At 65.8% G+C, this 17,195-nt stretch carries 19 protein-coding genes and 1 pseudogene; 10 read left to right on the top strand and 10 right to left on the bottom strand.

Going from position 1 to position 17,195, the window contains the following annotated elements; translation table 11 throughout:
• The first annotated feature begins 125 nt into the window (after positions 1-125).
• The 5 genes from AB8810_RS06895 (at position 126) to AB8810_RS06875 (ending at position 4,774) form a co-directional block, all read left to right on the top strand.
• A complete protein-coding gene (locus AB8810_RS06895; protein ID WP_369915927.1) occupies positions 126-563 on the top strand; it encodes a hypothetical protein in 438 nt (145 codons plus the stop codon).
• Positions 556-3,282 carry a hypothetical protein gene (locus tag AB8810_RS06890; RefSeq protein ID WP_369915926.1) on the top strand — a complete coding sequence of 909 codons (2,727 nt, stop codon included), beginning with the start codon at positions 556-558 and terminating at the stop codon, positions 3,280-3,282. The genes AB8810_RS06895 and AB8810_RS06890 overlap by 8 nt, the downstream gene beginning before the upstream one ends.
• Positions 3,283-3,339: 57 nt before the next feature.
• On the top strand, positions 3,340-3,747 hold the full coding sequence (locus AB8810_RS06885) for a DUF2251 domain-containing protein (protein ID WP_369915925.1): 408 nt from the start codon (positions 3,340-3,342) through the stop codon (positions 3,745-3,747).
• Between the two features lie 78 nt (positions 3,748-3,825).
• Positions 3,826-4,320, top strand: coding sequence for a hypothetical protein (locus tag AB8810_RS06880; RefSeq protein ID WP_369915924.1), 495 nt, complete (start codon positions 3,826-3,828; stop codon positions 4,318-4,320).
• An 82-nt stretch (positions 4,321-4,402) separates the two neighbouring features.
• Complete coding sequence (locus tag AB8810_RS06875; RefSeq protein ID WP_369915923.1) at positions 4,403-4,774, top strand: hypothetical protein; 372 nt, start codon at positions 4,403-4,405, stop codon at positions 4,772-4,774.
• A gap of 69 nt (positions 4,775-4,843) precedes the next feature.
• Here the strand turns inward: AB8810_RS06875 and AB8810_RS06870 are convergent, their stop codons facing one another.
• Together AB8810_RS06870 and AB8810_RS06865 are read right to left on the bottom strand one after the other, a co-directional pair.
• Positions 4,844-5,734, bottom strand: a complete 891-nt coding sequence (locus AB8810_RS06870; protein ID WP_369915922.1) for a proline iminopeptidase-family hydrolase — start codon at positions 5,732-5,734, stop codon at positions 4,844-4,846.
• A gap of 147 nt (positions 5,735-5,881) precedes the next feature.
• Positions 5,882-6,652, bottom strand: coding sequence for a LuxR family transcriptional regulator (locus AB8810_RS06865; RefSeq protein ID WP_369915921.1), 771 nt, complete (start codon positions 6,650-6,652; stop codon positions 5,882-5,884).
• Positions 6,653-6,834: 182 nt separating this feature from the next.
• On the opposite strand from AB8810_RS06865, the pseudogene AB8810_RS06860 reads away from it, so the two are divergent.
• The 4 genes and pseudogenes from AB8810_RS06860 to AB8810_RS06845 all read left to right on the top strand — a co-directional run bounded on the left by AB8810_RS06860 (position 6,835) and on the right by AB8810_RS06845 (position 11,584).
• A pseudogene (locus tag AB8810_RS06860) lies at positions 6,835-8,213 on the top strand (APC family permease).
• Positions 8,214-8,500: 287 nt separating this feature from the next.
• Positions 8,501-9,610 carry a sensor histidine kinase gene (locus AB8810_RS06855; protein WP_369915920.1) on the top strand — a complete coding sequence of 370 codons (1,110 nt, stop codon included), beginning with the start codon at positions 8,501-8,503 and terminating at the stop codon, positions 9,608-9,610.
• On the top strand, positions 9,607-10,347 hold the full coding sequence (locus AB8810_RS06850; protein WP_369915919.1) for a LytR/AlgR family response regulator transcription factor: 741 nt from the start codon (positions 9,607-9,609) through the stop codon (positions 10,345-10,347). Before AB8810_RS06855 ends, AB8810_RS06850 begins: the two co-directional genes overlap by 4 nt.
• Before the next feature lie 103 nt (positions 10,348-10,450).
• Positions 10,451-11,584 carry an acyltransferase family protein gene (locus AB8810_RS06845; protein ID WP_369915918.1) on the top strand — a complete coding sequence of 378 codons (1,134 nt, stop codon included), beginning with the start codon at positions 10,451-10,453 and terminating at the stop codon, positions 11,582-11,584.
• 166 nt (positions 11,585-11,750) lie between these two features.
• Here AB8810_RS06845 and AB8810_RS06840 read toward each other — a convergent pair whose 3' ends face one another.
• The 5 genes from AB8810_RS06840 to AB8810_RS06820 form a co-directional block, all read right to left on the bottom strand.
• A complete protein-coding gene (locus tag AB8810_RS06840; protein WP_369915917.1) occupies positions 11,751-12,614 on the bottom strand; it encodes a Crp/Fnr family transcriptional regulator in 864 nt (287 codons plus the stop codon).
• A 228-nt stretch (positions 12,615-12,842) separates the two neighbouring features.
• The gene (locus tag AB8810_RS06835; RefSeq protein ID WP_179566460.1) at positions 12,843-13,193 is read right to left on the bottom strand and encodes a RebB family R body protein; all 351 of its coding nucleotides are present in this window, start codon (positions 13,191-13,193) and stop codon (positions 12,843-12,845) included.
• 86 nt (positions 13,194-13,279) lie between these two features.
• Positions 13,280-13,600: a RebB family R body protein gene (locus tag AB8810_RS06830; RefSeq protein WP_145702141.1), complete on the bottom strand. Its 321-nt coding sequence runs from the start codon at positions 13,598-13,600 to the stop codon at positions 13,280-13,282.
• Between the two features lie 565 nt (positions 13,601-14,165).
• The gene (locus AB8810_RS06825; RefSeq protein ID WP_369915916.1) at positions 14,166-14,735 is read right to left on the bottom strand and encodes a hypothetical protein; all 570 of its coding nucleotides are present in this window, start codon (positions 14,733-14,735) and stop codon (positions 14,166-14,168) included.
• 40 nt (positions 14,736-14,775) lie between these two features.
• Entirely contained in the window at positions 14,776-15,222 is a 447-nt protein-coding gene (locus AB8810_RS06820) for a hypothetical protein (RefSeq protein WP_369915915.1), read from the bottom strand.
• 1 nt (position 15,223) lies between these two features.
• On the opposite strand from AB8810_RS06820, the gene AB8810_RS06815 reads away from it, so the two are divergent.
• A complete protein-coding gene (locus AB8810_RS06815; protein ID WP_369915914.1) occupies positions 15,224-15,709 on the top strand; it encodes a hypothetical protein in 486 nt (161 codons plus the stop codon).
• A 46-nt stretch (positions 15,710-15,755) separates the two neighbouring features.
• On the opposite strand, the gene AB8810_RS06810 is transcribed toward AB8810_RS06815, so the two are convergent.
• The 3 genes from AB8810_RS06810 to AB8810_RS06800 all read right to left on the bottom strand — a co-directional run bounded on the left by AB8810_RS06810 (position 15,756) and on the right by AB8810_RS06800 (position 17,191).
• On the bottom strand, positions 15,756-15,989 hold the full coding sequence (locus AB8810_RS06810; RefSeq protein WP_145702145.1) for a RebB family R body protein: 234 nt from the start codon (positions 15,987-15,989) through the stop codon (positions 15,756-15,758).
• A 159-nt stretch (positions 15,990-16,148) separates the two neighbouring features.
• Positions 16,149-16,712 carry an RNA polymerase sigma factor gene (locus AB8810_RS06805; protein ID WP_179566464.1) on the bottom strand — a complete coding sequence of 188 codons (564 nt, stop codon included), beginning with the start codon at positions 16,710-16,712 and terminating at the stop codon, positions 16,149-16,151.
• A gap of 248 nt (positions 16,713-16,960) precedes the next feature.
• Positions 16,961-17,191 (bottom strand): hypothetical protein, encoded by a 231-nt coding sequence (locus AB8810_RS06800; protein WP_369915913.1) that lies wholly within the window; start codon positions 17,189-17,191, stop codon positions 16,961-16,963.
• Positions 17,192-17,195: the final 4 nt, after the last annotated feature.

Below are 17,195 nucleotides of genomic sequence, written 5' to 3'. Positions count from 1 at the left end.
AGCTGTCGCCGAGTCGTAGCGCAGGACTTCGTTGATCGCATCAAGCGAATCGTTTGACCGGACCGACAACTTGAAGCCCGCGCGCAACGTTGTAATTTCCGATGATCCAACATGGAACACTAGACATGGACTTATCCAACCACTCCACCTTCGATTGGCTGCAATTTCCGGAGGGGCGCGCCAGATTTTCGGGCGGTGTGCGCGGCATCATGGATGAACGGCGCCATGAGACGTTCGCCGTCGAGGTGGATGGCGAAGAGTACTTCGGCGAAATTAGAAGAGCCTTTCTGCCGAACCACAATGACTACAATATTGAAGTCGTCTCATTTGGCTACGGCCGTGACGGTGACATCGGAATGCCGATGCTGGGCGCGTGCCGAGTCTTCACGACAGCGGAGATCCACGCTGTTCAGACACTAATCGTTCGACTGATCGCTGCCGGCACACATTTTTCGAATAGACCCACGCTGCTGAACGAGTATCCGAATGCCCACTTCATGGGGGAAGTTTTCTTCAGGGACGGCTGGGCCTTAGCCATGGATGACGGGGTACGCCATGAGTGACGACTACTCCAAACATATCGAGCAGATAAAGAAGGCAACTTCTCTTGAAGAAATTCAAGCGATCGCACGGCAGTATCCTGCCAAAGCGATAGGCGAAGGGGGCATTCTCTACAGTCGCCCAGTCGGCGACGTTTCATCCGAGGTGATCGCCAAGGAACTCGCGAGCAAGACCGGCGAGCCTATCATCAACAATACTGCGCGGGCGCGATTCCTTGGGAACAAGGATGTCGAAATGGCTATCTCTGAAGCAGCTGAGCGCATATTCACGGCGCAAGGACAAGATCTCGATCAAGTCGAGAAGTCCATGGCAGACTTCCTGTACGGCAACCCGAAGGCCGCCGCTCAAAGCGCCACTTCGTTGGAAGGCTCCCTTTGGGGCGAAGCCTCCAAAGAATTCGCGGGTTCGCTGCGCGGCGACATCAAAGTAGTCGCCACCAATGCCAACATCGAACGTGTTTTCGGCAAGGTGGAACTGCCCGTCGTGTTGGAGAACCCCAACGTCAGAACCCTGGGCGGGCAGCCGGTAAGCGAACTGAAAGCGCTCTACGCCCAAGGTGGCGCCGATGCCGTGTTGCCCAAGGTGCAGGCACAGTTCATCGAGGCAGTGCCCAAGGGCATTTTTGTGTCGCCTGACAATGTGGGACCGAAGGTCACCAAGGTCTCGCTCTCGCAGGAGGCCGCCGCCACCCTCGGCGCAGATGCCGCCAAATTCCCGCCCGCCGCCGAACTGGCAAACGCGGGCCTGACCCGTGCGCCCACCGGATTCGGCGCACCTGCGGCGTCGCTGGGAGAGGCGACCATCACCGGTGAAGCGGTGGCGGCGTCCAAAGGCCTGCGTCCCGGCATGCTGGCGAAAGGTGGGACCGTGATCGCGGTGGCCGCGCTGGCATACGACTTCTCCACCACCGGCCATCAAGTGGTGAAACTGGAAGCGCAGGGCAACACGACAGGTGCCGAGTCGGCCAAGACCCATTTCATCGGCCGCAACGTCGGCGGCATCGGTGGCGGCATCGCCGTCGGCTTCCTGGCCGGCGCCGGATATGGCCTGGCGGGCGGCTCGCCGAGCGGCCCGGGCGCCCTCGTCACTTCGGCGATCGGCGGCGTGGCCGGTGGCGTTGGCGGTGCCTTCCTCGGCGAGAAATGGGCGCAGCAGAAGGATATCGACAGCGTCTTCACCCAGAAGGACCGGGACGGCAACGAATGGAGCCGCGATCCCAACGATCCGAAAGGTACCTGGTCACGGGTGGCGGAGACGCAGCAGATCAAGGCCACGACCACGGCATCGCCCGAAAACGAAAGCGCCACCTACAGCAAGGTCAGATATGTGGCCGGCGACGTGCTGGCCAACCAACTGAACTACAAGTCCGCCAACGCGTCCTACGAATTGGGACTGGCGAATCTGTCGCAGCCGCAGAATCCCTACTCCATCCCATCGGGCAAGGGCGAAGCTCCCAGCCTGGACGGGGAAGGACACTGGACCCGCGACCCGCAGACCCACACCTGGTCGCGGACGGTCGTCGACCAATACATCGAGCACGGCATGAAGGTCACCCATGCCGAAACCGCCACCCCGCAACGCGCGGCCGAACTGGAGCAGGCCTCGAAATTGATCATCGCCCAGAACGCGGCCAACACGCCGGCTGCGATCGCCGGCCGCTACCAGGTGGCCTACAACCAGTTCGGCTGGCACCAGCACGGCGACATGCCGGCCGCAGTGAAGCACGCCAGCGCGCAGACGGACGCCCTGCAGGCGTCCGATGGCCACACCTACACCCGTGGCGCCAATGGCGAATGGACGACGCCGGGCATGATCTACGGCACCAACCAGGCCCAGGGCAACGTCCGCGACGAATTGAACGAAGTGCATCGCAGCCAGCAGGCCGGGTTACAGGAATACGCCGCCATGGCCGCCGAAGCGCAGGCCAATCCGACGCTGCCGAAAGCCACGACGATGCGCGGCATGGTGGCCAGCGCCTATGCCAGCGCCGGGATTGCGCGAACCGAAGCGGAGCTCGACGCCGCCATGGCCGCCGTCTCCCGCACTCACGCCCACGACGGCCTGGATGCCGGCAAGCCGTATTCCCTGATGCTGCAGCCCGATCCCAAGACCGGTCGCCCGGGGCCGGACAGCGCGATCGTGACGATGATGGACGATGGCCGCGACGGCTTCCTGTCCGACAGCAAGATGGTGCCCAAAGCGATCACCACCGCGGAAGACATCAAGCAAGCAGAAACGCCTGCACTGGAAGGCAAAGGCCCGGCGATCCAAAGCGGGACCAAACCAGCGGAGCCCGTGCCACATGCCTCCTTGCCGGCGCAAGGCTCGCCGATGGCAACCGCTATCGAGCACACCGACAAGCAGGCATCGCCGCTCGGGCAACTGTCCCCGAACGATCAGGCGCTCTTCGCGAAGCTCAGGGATGGCACGCCGGCACATATCGCGGACGACCATGTCGCCCACGCCATGCTGCTGAGCAAAAAGGAAGGCATGACCGACGCCAGCAAGATCGATGGCGTGCGCCTGGCGGGGGACACGTTATGGGTGACGGGGACCACGCCGGGGTTCAGGGCTTCGGTCAACACCAACGAACCCGTCCCCTCGCTGCAGGAAACTTCCCAGCAATCGCTGGCGTTCAACAAGCACCAGGAACAGCAGCTTGCGCAGGAAGCGACGCAGCGCAATCAAGACGTCCCCGGTCGTGGAGGACCGGTGGTGTAATGACCCTACCGGCGCTGAGCGACAGCGCTGACCTATCCAGCAGCCGAGCGAACGTACATGCCCATCACCCTCACTGCCGAAAGCGAATTGCTCGTCGGTACCGCCCTGGTCGTCGAGGCGCAAGCGCCCGAGGAGCCGTTCGTCGCCGTCTTCGAGGACGACGGCGACACCGGCTATTTCTATGCGGTCGACCCGTCGGCGGATGACAACCCGATCCAGAATGCGCTGCACATCTACAACGCTGCCGACGTCGCCGACCGGGAGACGCCTTCCGAAGTGAAGATCGGCTGGTCCCAGGACAGCAAGAAGGTGGTACTGCTGATCAACGGCTATCCGCATGCGATCTTCGATTTCGAAGCGAAGCGCGGTTATTGCCGTACCGGGTTTCCGCCCGCGCCGGAAAACAGCCCCTGGGGGTTGCACGGGCATGCGTGGAGCGATGCCGCGGTGGACTTGTTCGCCTGACGCAGGCCTCGACCAACGACCTAACCGCTCGAGCCACACCCACCTCGCGGTGCGGCCCAACCCAGCCATCCGGTGCGCATGAAAGCTATCGCAACGTCAGCATTGCTCATTGCGCTACTGAGTCCTACCGCGAAAGCATCGGCCGGCGACACCTGTGATTTCGACCAAGGAGCCGTAGTGCGGGAGCTGGTTTCCATGGCGAACGCCAATCCTGGCGGCGTTCTGGGCCGCAAGAACCACCACGTCACCTGGAAGGATGCCTCAGGCAAGACTGTCCGCATTTCGCATGCTGGATGTGCGGATCTTGGCAGCAGCGTCGGCGTGCTCTTTCCTGAGCGGGTCGACACTCGCACAGCGGTTGCAGCGCTGATTCTTGCCACGTCGAACTACTGGTCGCCCATCCAGGCAAATGAGGTTTCGCGCATTCTCAGTGCCGGGCAGTTCACCACCAGCCGCCCCGCTCCGGAGAGCGTGGAGTTCGAAGTGGACAAGGAGGCAAGCCAGGCCTTCCCATTTGGCTTCACGCTCGAGGTGAAACCCGACACGGCGTTGTTGTCATGGCAACAGCTCTAGGTGCTCCCAGCAATTCATCCACGCCGAAGCCGATTGGTGGCAAGGCAGTCTTCAGGTGTCCACAATACATCGTGCTATCGCAGTGCTCCTGATGCTTGGCTGTTGTGACGCTGCAGCCCAGGCCGGCAAGACCAAGGTTCCCCAAGCGGCGACTGGCTTGGTCGCTGCCGTGCATGACGCTGCCGCCTCCGGAGCACCGGAAACGCTGCGCAAATACATGTCGCCCGACTTTGTTTCGAGCTTCGGCGGAGATGGAGGACCCGACGAGGCGATCGCGCTCTGGACTCGGCAACGCTCGTACCTTCGCCATTTGGCGCAAAGCACCACCGGCCACTGCCAGCGTCTTTCGACCGACTACCTGGAGTGCCCTCCACACGCCGGCAGTGGCTACCGTGCCGGCTTCAAGCTCATCGACGGGAAATGGACATTTTTTAGTTTCGTCGCCGGCGACTAGCCTTCCTTCCTCACGCAAGCATCGGCTAGCACCTCCGCCCCTCCGCCGAACAACCCGCTGGGTCACGCACTACCGATCGTGCTCGGCCAAAAACGCTCCCACTACCTGCATGCAAGCCTCCCGCTCTTCCACGTGGGGCATGTGGCTGGAATGTTCGAACAGGTGCCAACGCACGTCCGGAATCATGTCCGCGTAGGGTTGCACGGTCTGCGGCGTGGCCTCGTCGTGGCGACCGGACAGCAGCAGGGTCGGCACGTCGATCGCCGGCAGGCGCTCGACGATGCTCCATTCGCGCAGGCTGCCGATGACATGGAACTCGGTGGGGCCGTTCATGGCGTGATACACGGTCGGATCGGCCTCGATCGCGGCGAAGGTGCGCGCCACCTCTTCCGGCATCGGCTGTACCCGGCATACGTGGTGCGCGTAGAACACGTCGGAGGCAGCGCGGTAGTCGGGATGGTCCAGATTGCCGTCGGCCTCATGGCGATCCAGGGCCGCGCGCACCGGCTCGGGGAGTTCGGCACGCAGGCGCAGCGCGGCGGCGCGCCACAACGGCATCGAGGCCGGCGAGTTGGCGATGACCAGTGCGCGCAGCCCGGCTGGGCGGCGCACCGCATGCTCGGCGCCGAGCATCCCGCCCCAGGACTGGCCGAGCAGCGCGTAGTCGGCGATGCCCAGGTGCCGCAGCAGGTTGTCGAGTTCGGCCAGGAACAGGTCCACGGTCCAGAAGCCGGGATCGGCTTCGGGCAGATGGGTGGAGCGGCCATTGCCCACCTGGTCGTAGTGCACCACCGCGCGGCCGCCGGTCGCCAGGTCCTTGAAGCTGTCCACGTAGTCGTGGGTGCAGCCCGGGCCGCCGTGGACGACCACCAGCGGCAGCAGGCCGCTGTCCAGCGCGCCGGTGACGCGGTACCAGGTGCGGTGTCCCTGGAAGTCGGCGTAGCCCTCTCGAACCTGCATGACCTGCTCTTCGTTGCGTGCGGAGCCGCAGCCTAGCCGGTCGCCGGCATGGGCGGCACTGGCAGAAATGCGAGGTTTTTTGCTGGATCGCAACCGACCTTGTGCAAGTGGTGCGCGCGCAGGCAACCAGACCGGCAAGCCGTACGCCTATGGCTCAAGCAGCCGGTAGTGCAGGCCGCGGACTACCGCATCCACCCGATTGCGCGCGCCCAGCTTGCGCGCCGCCGAGTTCAGATGCAGGTTGACCGTGGCCACCGAGCGGTTGAGCACGGCGGCGATGGCCTTTGCGGTGAGGCCACGCGCGGAGTGCTGCAGGCATTCGCGCTCGCGCCGGGTCAGCACGATCTGCGCACAGCGGCGCTGGCGGGCGTCGAGCAGGTCCTGGGCGCGCACCTGGAAGGCATGCGCCAGCAGCAGGAACGCGCCCTGGCTGCGCTCGGCCTGATGCAGCGCGGTCTCCGGAGGCAGGTTGCCGTCGACCACGCCGGTGAAGGTGGCCAGCGCGCCGCCGGGCAGGTGCAGCGGCACGGTCAGGCCGGCGCCCATGCCGCGCTCGCACAGGTAACGGGTGACCGGTCGATGCAGATCGCCCAGGTACTCGCGGCGCGGACCCGGCTGCAGTGGCCGATACGACCAGAGGAATGGCGCGCTGCGGCGGCAGGCACGCTGTTGTACCGGGTCGTGCTGGTAATAGCCGTGTTCGCACCACACCTGCTGCATGTCGGCCGGCGCGTTGCGCTGGACGAAGACCGACGGCGTGATCAGTTCGCCATCCAGGCTCAGCGGCACCGGCGCGTAGTCGTAGACCAGCGCGCGCACGCCGAGCGCGCGCGCAGCGTCCAGGACGCGGTCCAGGCAGGCGTCCAGGGTCGGCAATCCTTGCAGGTCGGCGTCCAGCAGGGCCAGGTCGTCGCGCATGGCCATCATCCGGGAGAAGGGGCGCCATCGTCGGTGCGACGGCAGATCGAAACCTAGCATTTTTGCCACTGGCCCGGAGCCGGCGGCGGCGCCTAAGGTCGAAGGTCGCCGCTCCGCTGCCAGCCCCGCGCTGGCGGACAATCCGTTGCGCCGCCCTCCCCTTTCCCGCCAGCGTGGCTCCCATGACCGATACCCGCCCCACGGACGCCAACACCCTGGAACGCCTGGGCTATACCCAGGAACTGCAGCGCCGCCTGGACATGAAGGACCTGCTGATCTACGGACTGGTGTTCATGGTGCCGACCGCGCCGTTCTCGATCTTCGGCGGCGTCTTCGACATCAGCCGCGGCATGGTGCCGCTGACCTATCTACTGGGCTTCGTGGCGATGCTGTTCACCGCCTCCAGCTACCAGCAGATGTCGCAGGCGTTTCCGGTGGCGGGCTCGGTCTATGCCTACGTGGGGCGCGGCTTGAACGGCTCGCTGGGGTTCCTGGCGGGCTGGGCGATCCTGCTGGACTACATGCTGATTCCCACGCTGCTGTACGTGGTCGGCGCCAATGCGATGGCCGCGGTGATCCCGGCGCTGCCACAGCAGGTATGGATCGTGTTCTTCGTGGTGCTCAACACCGTCATCAATCTGCGCGGTATCCAGGTCACGCCCATGCCAACCGGCTGTTCCTGTACGCACAGCTGGTGGTGCTGGCGCTGTTCGTGGTGCTGGCGGCGGTGGCGATCCAGCACGGCAACAACGGCGCCAGCTGGAACCTGCGGCCGTTCTACAACCCCGAGGCGTTCTCGGTGCCGATGATCTTCAGTGCGCTGTCGGTGGCGGTGATGTCCTTCCTGGGGTTCGACGCCATCTCCACCCTGGCCGAAGAAAGCCGCGGCGGCGCGCGGGCGGTGGGCCAGGCCACGCTGCTGTCGCTGGCGCTGGTGGCGGCGCTGTTCGTGCTGCAGACGTGGCTGGCGGCACTGCTGTTGCCGAACCTGGTGCGCTTTCCCGACGAGGCGGCCTCCAACAATGCCTTCTTCGAAGTGGGGCGGCTGGTGGCCGGCCCCTGGCTGCAGATCGTCATCGCGCTGACCCTGGCGATCAGCGCCGCGGTGGCCAATTCGCTGGTGGCGCAGGCGGCCACGTCGCGGCTGCTGTTCGCGATGGCGCGCGATGGCCAGCTACCGCGTTTCCTGCGCAGCATCCATCCGGTCACCCGGGTGCCGCAGCGCGCGATCGTGCTGGTGGCCGCGCTGAGTCTGGTGCTGGGATTGGTGTTCCTGGGCAAGATCGCGTTGCTGACCTCGGTGTGCAACTTCGGCGCGCTGTTCGCCTTCCTGCTGTTGCACGTGGCGGTGGCCTGGCATTTCCGCCGCCAGGGTCGGTTCGTACTGCATGGGCTGGTCCCGCTGGCGGGCTTCGTGATCCTGGCCTACGTGCTGTACAGCACCGACCGCTACGCCAAGTACGGCGGCCTGGCCTGGCTGGCGCTGGGCTGCTGCGTGGCGATCGGTTTGAAGCTGCGTGGCCGCGCGCTGCGTGTTCCGGCTGGCGAGGCGTTGGACTAGCCCCCTGAGGGGCGATCCGACATAACCGGCTCGGCCATACCCAAGCCGATGCCGATCCGCACGGCGATGCGGTCAACTGCCAGCACAGGACCGGCCGCGACAAAGCACTCGCGCACACCGTGATGCCGTAGACCGCGCATCCGAACAGCGCGCAAGCGGCGAAGCCGGATACCGATTGCTCGGCGTTGGCGGGGCTTGTCCCTGCTATCGGCCCGTTCGCCCCTCGTAGGTCCCGCTTGCCCCACAAGCCACGCCCACCTGCATTGCCGTGGGTACACTTGCCCATCATGAACCCGCCATTTCGTCCACCACAGGCAGCCGCGCTCGCGGCCAGCGGTGCGATGTCCACTCCGAAAGCGTTGATCGTGTTGTGGACGGCGTTTTGTCTGCTCATGATCGGCGTGTCCGTGCAGGAGGGCCTACGCAATCCGCTCACCCGCTGGTGGGAACCGGTGCTATGGGAAGGAAGTTCCGCACTGGTTGCAACCGGCTGGATGTGGCTCGCCGCCCGGGTGCGCGGACGTTATGCTCCCGATCTGGACAAGCCCCTGACCTGGTTCGGCCGCTACCTGCGCTGGTTGCCGGTGGTCGCCGTCACCTTCATCGTGGCGGTGTATGCGATACGGCATGGTGTCTATGCCGCAGTGGGCCTCACCTACGCGCACCCGAGCTGGCGCTACCTGTTCGTGTACGAGACCGCCAAGCTGAGCGTGTTCGTAGGCCTATGGCTGGGGATCCTGTTTGGACTCGAGTCCAATGACCAGTGGCAACTGCAGCGCAATCGCCTGCTGCAAACGCAGAAGGCGCTGGCCGAGGCGCAGCTGGCGCACCTTCAGGGTCAGCTGCGGCCGCACTTCCTGTTCAACGCGCTCAATACCGTCTCTTCGGTGATGCATATGGACGTGGCGCGGGCCGACCGTCTGCTGGCGGCACTCGGCGACCTGCTGCGCACCAGCCTTGGGACAGTGGAGAACGCGATGACACCGCTCGCTGCGGAGCTGCGCACGCTCGAGCTATACGCGGACATCATGCGCGAACGGTTCCGGGATCGGGTGACCCTGACGTGGCGGGTCGATGCCGCACTGCTCGATGCCAGCGTTCCCGCGCTCCTGCTGCAACCCTTGCTGGAGAATGCGTTCAAACACGCCGTCGAGCCCACGTTGTCGTGCGTGGAGATCACGATCAGTGCGCGGCATGAAGGCGGCTCGCTGGAAATCGAAGTGCGCAATTCTGGTTCCATGCTGCCGGCGCTGGAGATGCATGACGGGTTGGGATTGCGCAACTGCCGGGAGCGGCTAGGCATCATCTATGGCGATGCTGCGTCCCTGGTCGTCCGCAACGAAGGTGGCGGTGTCGCCGCGCGCGTCTCGATCCCGCTGGCGGAGGCCACGCGATGATCCGCGCCGTGATCGCCGACGACGAGGCGCCCGCGCGCGAGAAGCTCGAACGCTGGCTGGCGGAGCAACCGGGCATCGCCGTGGTCGGGTCGGCCGGGGACGGATTGTCGGCAGCGCACTGCATCAGGCAACTCCGGCCGCACGTGGCGTTTCTGGATGTGCGTATGCCGACGCTGTCGGGACTGCAGGTCGCGGCGCAGCTCGACCCCTCGAGCGCGCCGCTGATCGTGTTCGTGACCGCCTTCGATGCCCATGCCGTAAAGGCGTTCGACCTCAACGCGATCGACTACCTGCTCAAGCCCTACGACCGGGATCGGCTCGCGCGCACCGTGCAACGCGTGCGCGAGCGGCTGGACGCGCACGAGTCCGGTGCGGCGGCGGTCGCGATCGGGCGGGCACGCACCCCGGAGTGCGAGCGCCTGCTCGTGCCCGAAGGCGAACGGCTGCACCTGATCGAAACCGTATCGATCGAGTGGCTGGAAGCCGACGACAACTACGTGCATGTGCATACCGCCGCGCGCACCTACCTGATGCGCAGGACCCTGCAGGATCTGCTGGCGCAGCTGGGCGAACAGCGTTTCGTCCGTATCCATCGGTCGGCCGCGGCGAACGTCGCCTGCATCGGATCGCTCACGCCGCTGTTCAAGGGCGACTACGAACTCCATCTCCGCAACGGCCGCACCCTGCGGCTCAGCCGGCGGTATCGCGAAGCCTTGTTCGCGCGCATGGGCTGGTAGCGTCCGCTTTGCCACGGCCGGCCTCCGCCCACCCCAAATCCGCTGCTGGCCAGCTGCCGATCGCTCAGGCTCCCCGATATCGCGGATACGGGAGACCCAACCGATGCTTGCCACCACACAACCGCAGGAACGCTACGACTTCCTGGACTGGTTACGCGTCATCGCCATCTTCGTGCTGTTCTTCTTCCATACGGGGATGATCTTCGTCGGCTGGGGTTGGCATGTCGTCAACAACCAGACCATTCCCTCTCTCGAGTGGCCGATGGATATCGCCCATCGTTTACGCATGCCGCTGCTGTTCGTCATTGCCGGGGCCGGCATGTGGTTCGCGCTGCAGCGGCGCAGTACCGGGCTGTTCCTGCGAGAACGGACGCAAAAACTGCTGCTGCCCCTGATCGTGGGCATGTTCCTGGTCGTTCCGCCGCAGATCTACTACGAGCGGCTGCTGCATGGACAATGGACTGGCGGCTATCTGGATTTCTACCTGACGCGCGTTCTGCAATTCCATTTCTATCCAGCCGGCGATTTCAGCTGGCACCACCTGTGGTTCATTCTTTACCTGTACGTGTACGTGGTGTTGCTGCTCCCCGCAATGCTGTGGTGGAAGCGAACCGCACAACACATTGCGCCGGGAAAATGGCTTTTCCTGTTGGGGATCCCGCTGGGCATCAACGAAGCCCTGCTGAAACTGCGGTTCCCGGAGACGCACAATCTCGTCAGCGATTGGTACATCTTCAACCATTACTTGCTGCTGACGGCGTACGGATACGTCATGGCCTCCATGCCCGGCGTCTGGAAGTGGCTATCCGATTTCCGCCGATGGTCGCTCGTCATGGGACTGGCGGCGTTCTTCTTGCTGATCTCGCTGTTCACCACGGGGATCATCCTGCACGACTCCCTGATCGACAGGATCGGCTCCAATCTCTTCACCTGGCTATGGCTCATGGTGTTCCTCGGCTACGGCTACCGCTATCTCTCCCGCACGAATCGTGTCCTTGCCTGGGCGAAGGACGCCAGCTATCCGTTCTACATCATGCATCAGACGATCATTGTCGCGATCGGCTATTACGTCATCCAATGCGCGTGGGGCCCGTGGACGAAATACTTTGCCATCCTGCTTCTCAGCATCGGCGCGTGCCTTGTGCTTTATGAGGGGTGCCTGCGGAGGTTTGCCGTATTGCGCCTTGCCTTCGGGATGAGGGAAAAGCCTGCGCGCTCGGGTCATATTGCGAAATGACGCACCCTACTCGGGGATTTTGCTTATCCGGTGTTCTCCTGGGCGGTGCGAGGGTGCCGAAGAACAGGTAAACATGCTTGCGCATCGCGGTTGTCATCCGTGTTCCGGGGACATCGTGTCGCGGCTGAAGCCGCTCCTACAGGGGCATTGCGGAATCGGGTGTGCGTTAGCCGGAGCTGGATGGCAGCAACGGCAGGCACGGCGCCGGTCGCAGTCCGTCTTCGCGGTGCCAGGCCAGCGTGCGCAGCGGTGCGTTGGCGTGCAGGTAGGCCTTGGCGCACAGCGCGTCGAGGTCGTGGATGCGCAGCAGGTTGCGGCGGCGGCTGACCAGGCCATTGCGCTTCCATTGCTGCAGCTGGGCATTGAGCTTGGAGCGGCTGACGTTGAGCATCGCCGCCAGGATGCTCTGGTTGGGCGGCAGCACGATCGCGCAGTTGCCGCCGCGCTGCCACTCCTGCACCTCCAGCTGGCGCAGCACGTAGCGCGCCAGGCGCACTTCCAGCCGGTGCAGGCACATGCTTTCCAGGCTGTCCAGGGCCTGTCGCAGGCGCACGCGCAGCAGCGCTTCGATGCGCTGCTGCAGCAACGGCGATTCCATCAGGGGCGCGAAGTGCCGGCGCGACAGCTTGAGCACGGTGCTGGCGCCGAATGCGATCGCGGTGAAGCTGCGCCCGTGCGGCTCGAGCAGCGCGGCTTCGTCCACCAGGCCGCCCGGCTCGATGGTGCCGACGATCAGTTCCTGTCCGTCCGCGCCATACAGCACCTTGTACAGGCGCCCGCGCACCACCACGCCGACGAAGCTGCTCGGGTCGTGCTTGAAGAACAGCACGCTGCCCGGCGCCAGGTCGCATTCGCTGGCATGTGCGAGCAGGTGGTCGAGCAATGCGGCAGGCAGGTCGTGGAACAGCACCGAACGCTCCAGCAGTGTCCGATGGCCGGCATGGGCCGCGGGCGTTTGCAGGTCGTTGCCGACATGGGCCGCAGCGACGATGTCTGCGGCCTCCAGGGTGGCCACTGCAGGAAAGTCCATACTCCCCCTTCTCAGGCGCCGCATTGCGCAACGCCTGGCGTCGAACGCATCCTGCCGCGGCGGGCAGCCAAGGCGCGCACCGGTCGAGGGCAGGGCGTGGTGGAAGGCGGCGCGGTACGCGCCGCGGCGGCATCGCCGCTCCGATCCGCACGCCTGCGGACCGAAGTGGACGAGACCGGCAAAGGAACGGCGCGACCGCGTCGTGGCGCCGTCCTGGACGCGCCGGCGTCAGGGGTTGTTCAAACCCGCGACGCCACCGCCCTTGAACGCCTGCAGCACGGTCATCAGGCTGGTGAGGTTGTCGGACACGCCGGTCTGCGCGATCTTCTCCGACGCCCCCGCCGCGGCGGTGGTGTCCAGGCTGTAGATCTGCATCACGCCCTGGTTGTTGGCCGCCTGCGCCAGCGTGTTCTGCTGCTGCTGAGAGGCGACCGCGTTCTCGTACAGGATGCCGCTGGAATGCGCCAGGCTCTGGTAGATCGAGCCCATGGCGAAGGCCGGCGCCTCGCCGATGACCTTGACGTTGGACTGGGTGACGGCATCGGTGATCTGGTTGTTGACTGCGGTGGGATAAGCCATGAAACGCTCCTCGATAGGAAAGGAATAGCAGACTCGCGCCCCGCGCTACCGTCGCCGCGCTATGGCGACGGCAAGCGGGCCGACGCTTACTTGAACGCGTTGAGCACGGTCAGCAGGCTGGTGAGGTTGTCGGAGACACCGGTCTGCGCGACCTTCTCGGTGGCGCCGGCGGCGGCGGTGGTATCCAGGCTGTAGATCTGCATCACGCCCTGGTTGGCCGCGGCCTGCGCCAGCGTGTTCTGCTGCTGCTGCGCCGAGACGGCGTTCTCGAACAGGATGCCGGTCGAGTGCGCCATGCTCTGGTAGATCGACGCCATCGCAAAGGCCGGCGCTTCGCCGATGACCTTGACGTTGGACTGGGTGACCGCATCGGTGATCTGGTCGTTGACGGCGGTTGGAAATGCCATGTGTTCGCTCCTGGGTTGGCGTACGGCCCACGCCGTACGATCACTGAAAACGGCGCAGTGCACGGACTGTGAAACCAGGCGCCGCACTTGTCTCGCTGTTCCACCGGGTTTGGCGCAGGCCGGCAGGGTCGCCGGCAAACACCTGCGCCGTCGCGCCGGATCGGCGACGGCGACGGCGGCGCTAGCGCGAGCGAACTGCATGGCCTGCGGTACCGCCACCCTTGCCGCTGCATCGCCTGTCTCGCGACTGCGGGTATCGCCACGTGCGCTTGGCGTCATGGCAGCGGCTACCTACTACAGGCGCATGCGATGGCCCACAGACGGCTACCGAGGTATCGCATTCGGCAGCCCATGCAATGCCGACCTGTGCGTCATCGAGCGCGATCCCATTGCCGTACCGCCACCGCTGCGGCAGATATGTGCGCACGCGCATCCGGCACGAATTGCGCAGCACATACCGCAGCATTGCCGCCGCCGCACCACCGCACCGCAGGTACGCAAACACGCACGGCCGCGCACATCCGCCGACGAAGCGGACATGCACGGCCATGCGCGTTCGGATGGATCAGCCCGAAGCGGGCGTTGCCGGCGTACTTTCGCCCGCCTCCGCCGACGGCGGCGCATCGACCAATCCGACCGCGCGCGCCGCATCCACCACCGCCTGCATCTGTTGCGCCAGGTTGCCGAACTCGCGATCGAAGCAGGCCTGCACTTCCTTGCGTACCAGGTTGCCCAGGCGATCGGCGATCTGCGCCACCAGCAGCTGGTTGCCGCTGGTCTCGCCGCTCTGCAGCGGGCGCAGCCGGCCCGGACGCAACGCGTCCAGCGACGGCGCGGCGGCGACCGCATCGAGCACCGCGTGGCCGCTGGCGCCGTCGGCCAGCTCGACGCCGCGCGCGGCGTCCTGCATGCCGTGCATCATCTGCGCGATCAAGCCGTCCACGCGCTGGCGCTCCGCGTCGATCAGCGATTTCGACATCTCCCGCGCCTTGGCCGACGGCTTGCTCTGCGCGGCATTGGCCGATTGCGCGAAGGCCTGCAACTGCACGCGTTCGACCGGGCTCAGTTCGCGCCCCAGCCAGCGCTGGGCGAAGCCGTACAACGGATCGAGTTCGGATTCTGGGGTGTCCTGCATGATGGCTCCCGATGGCGGGTGTCTCGCGCGGTGCGCGCGCTCAGCTACTGGCCGACTTGCGCCCGCGCATCAGGTCGGCGTACTTGGCGATGCTCTGGTCGATCTTGTCGATGGCGAAACTGGCCGACTCCGCTTCCAGCGCGCCGGCCGCGGCCGCCACCGCCGCTGCCGCACCGACCAGCACATCGGTCGCCAGCACACCCAGCGCATCCTCGGCGGCCTGCTCGAGCTTGTTCTCGGCCAGGTTCTCGGTCATCTGCTTGATCAGCACGCCCTGGCTGGCCAGCGCCATCTTGCTGACGCCGTCGAAATAGACCGCCGCCGACTGCGCGACCAGACCGGCCGCCTGGCTGATCAGCATGTCCGAACCGATCACGATCTGCGATGGCGCATACGCCATCGTTTCGGCATTGCTGAGCCGCACCGCCTGCACGATCTTGCTGTTGAGCGCGTCGCTGGCCGGCGTCGCTGCAGCCGCCTGATCCATCATGCGTGCGTTGAGCGTCCTCAGCATTGAGGGTGGCGGTGGAGGCGGAGGTGGCGGCGGAGGCGAGGTCGGTGCTGCCGGCGAAGGCGAAGGCGACGCAGCATCGCCATCGCTGGGCGGGGCCGCCGCAGCGCCGCCGGCACTGGCCGCGGCGTCGTCGGTGGCGGTCGATGCGGATGCCGCATCGGGACTGCCTGCCTCGGTGCCGCCAGCGCTTCCCGTCGGCGCAGCCGTCGGTACACTGGCAGGCACCGCCTCAGCGGCAGCGGCAGCGGCAACGGTGGGCGCGGGCGCGGATGCGGGGGCCGATGGCGCCGCGCCGTCCGCTGTCGGCACTGGCCCGTCTGCCGCCGCAGCGCTCGCCGTCGGTGCGCCGGATACCGCCGCAGCACCCGGCGCCGGCAGCGCTACCGCGGGCGCCGGCGCTGCGGCGGCCGCTGGCGGCGGGTTGGTCTTGCTGTTGAAAGGCCACATGCCACTCTCCTGAAGGATGGAACGACGCCGCGGCAGCGCCCGGCGCTATGCGGGCCGCGTCACTTCTCGCCGATCGCCATGATCAGCGCCACCGCCTTGGACACCACCGCGGTGGAGATCTGGTTGAGCGCCTGTTGGCTGTACACCGCGTTCTGCAACGCCAGCCCGGTGGAGTGGCTGGAGACCTGGTACAGCGAAGCGATCGCCTGGGCGGGCGCCTCGGCCACCACCTTGACGTTGGTCTGGGTGACCGCATCGGTGATCTGCGAATTGACGAGCGTGTTGTCTGCCATGAACCTGTTCCTTCGTAAGTCGCCTGCCGGGAGGCGCTGCGGTTGTCACGGACGGAGCCGTGGGTCAGCCGCAGTGCCCGCGATGCCGCAGCCCGCGCCGGCCCGGCGTTGAATGAAAACGCCGCCGTGGGCGGTTTGTGAAACCCTGGCCGCGCGCGCTCACTCCGCCACCAGCGCGAGGCGCAGGCGCTTGCGCAACAACTCCACGCGCTTGCGCACCAGCGGCTGGTTGATGCTGAGCAGATTGGCGATCACCGGATACGGCAATTCCTCGACGAAGCGGTAGCCGAACAGGCGCCGCTGTTCGCGGGTCAGCGCCGCCACCGCGGCGACCACGCGCTCCATCTGATCGCTCAGCTCGGCGCGCTGCAGCGCGGTCATGCCCTGGTCGGCCACGGTGTCCACGTCGTGCGCCTCGTGTTGACGGTCCAGCGGCTCGCCGCCGCGGCGACGCCTGACCGTGTCCAGAAACACGTGGCGCAACACGACGAAAAGGAATCCCTGCGGATCGGTCATCGCCTCCGGCGAGCGGCGCATGAACAGCAGCGCCTTCACCGCGGTATCCGACAGCAGGTCTTCCGCAGCATCCAGGCGACCGTTGGCCAACCGCAACGCACGCCGGCGCAGATCCGGCAGAGCGTTGCGCCATGCCCGCGTGAACATCTCGTCGGCCCTGGCGAAACGGCCGGCATCCCCTTCCTCTTTCCCCGTTGCCACATCCATCGCACACACTCCCGAAGTCCCTTGTGCAACGAGTCTCTGCGGGGCTTGCAGGCAATAGCTGTTCCCTGGGTGACAACGCCACGCCGCATTGGCGGCCGGCCGCGCCACATGCGGCACGCCACCTTGCTTTGTCTACGAATGCATACGCGCGTGCGCCGCAGCGACCAAGTTTCCTGTCGCGCGCGCACGCAAAAAGAAGGGCCTGCTGCGCATGCAGTCAGACCCGGATCGGAATGTGTCGGCGTGGATCAGCGAGGCTGCAGCAGCTTGACCAGGGCCTCGCGCACTTCGGGGTTGCTCAATGCACGCAGCAACTGGTCCAGGTTGGGCTGATAGGGCTGCTCCCGCTCCGGCGCCGACGACTGCGCCGGCGACTGCGGCGGCGTAGTCGCTGCGGTGTCCGCCGGCGGCGTGTCCGCCGCCACGGCTGGCGGTTGCGCGAGTTGCTCTTGCCACAGGTACTCGGTGATCTCGTCCATCGCG

The organism is Xanthomonas sp. NCPPB 3005 (genome assembly GCF_041228095.2).
Taxonomy (GTDB): Bacteria; Pseudomonadota; Gammaproteobacteria; order Xanthomonadales; family Xanthomonadaceae; genus Xanthomonas_A; species Xanthomonas_A bonasiae.
The sequence above is the reverse complement of the archived record's forward strand: the minus strand, read 5'-3'. Positions and strand labels throughout refer to the sequence as shown.

Coding starts and splice junctions, on each gene's coding strand:
- AB8810_RS06895 (WP_369915927.1), top strand. CDS start 126: ATGGACTTATCCAACCACTCCACCTTCGATTGGCTGCAATTTCCGGAG.
- AB8810_RS06890 (WP_369915926.1), top strand. CDS start 556: ATGAGTGACGACTACTCCAAACATATCGAGCAGATAAAGAAGGCAACT.
- AB8810_RS06885 (WP_369915925.1), top strand. CDS start 3,340: ATGCCCATCACCCTCACTGCCGAAAGCGAATTGCTCGTCGGTACCGCC.
- AB8810_RS06880 (WP_369915924.1), top strand. CDS start 3,826: ATGAAAGCTATCGCAACGTCAGCATTGCTCATTGCGCTACTGAGTCCT.
- AB8810_RS06870 (WP_369915922.1), bottom strand. CDS start 5,734: ATGCAGGTTCGAGAGGGCTACGCCGACTTCCAGGGACACCGCACCTGG.
- AB8810_RS06865 (WP_369915921.1), bottom strand. CDS start 6,652: ATGCGCGACGACCTGGCCCTGCTGGACGCCGACCTGCAAGGATTGCCG.
- AB8810_RS06855 (WP_369915920.1), top strand. CDS start 8,501: ATGAACCCGCCATTTCGTCCACCACAGGCAGCCGCGCTCGCGGCCAGC.
- AB8810_RS06850 (WP_369915919.1), top strand. CDS start 9,607: ATGATCCGCGCCGTGATCGCCGACGACGAGGCGCCCGCGCGCGAGAAG.
- AB8810_RS06845 (WP_369915918.1), top strand. CDS start 10,451: ATGCTTGCCACCACACAACCGCAGGAACGCTACGACTTCCTGGACTGG.
- AB8810_RS06840 (WP_369915917.1), bottom strand. CDS start 12,614: ATGGACTTTCCTGCAGTGGCCACCCTGGAGGCCGCAGACATCGTCGCT.
- AB8810_RS06835 (WP_179566460.1), bottom strand. CDS start 13,193: ATGGCTTATCCCACCGCAGTCAACAACCAGATCACCGATGCCGTCACC.
- AB8810_RS06830 (WP_145702141.1), bottom strand. CDS start 13,600: ATGGCATTTCCAACCGCCGTCAACGACCAGATCACCGATGCGGTCACC.
- AB8810_RS06825 (WP_369915916.1), bottom strand. CDS start 14,735: ATGCAGGACACCCCAGAATCCGAACTCGATCCGTTGTACGGCTTCGCC.
- AB8810_RS06820 (WP_369915915.1), bottom strand. CDS start 15,222: ATGGATCAGGCGGCTGCAGCGACGCCGGCCAGCGACGCGCTCAACAGC.
- AB8810_RS06815 (WP_369915914.1), top strand. CDS start 15,224: ATGCGTGCGTTGAGCGTCCTCAGCATTGAGGGTGGCGGTGGAGGCGGA.
- AB8810_RS06810 (WP_145702145.1), bottom strand. CDS start 15,989: ATGGCAGACAACACGCTCGTCAATTCGCAGATCACCGATGCGGTCACC.
- AB8810_RS06805 (WP_179566464.1), bottom strand. CDS start 16,712: ATGGATGTGGCAACGGGGAAAGAGGAAGGGGATGCCGGCCGTTTCGCC.
- AB8810_RS06800 (WP_369915913.1), bottom strand. CDS start 17,191: ATGGACGAGATCACCGAGTACCTGTGGCAAGAGCAACTCGCGCAACCG.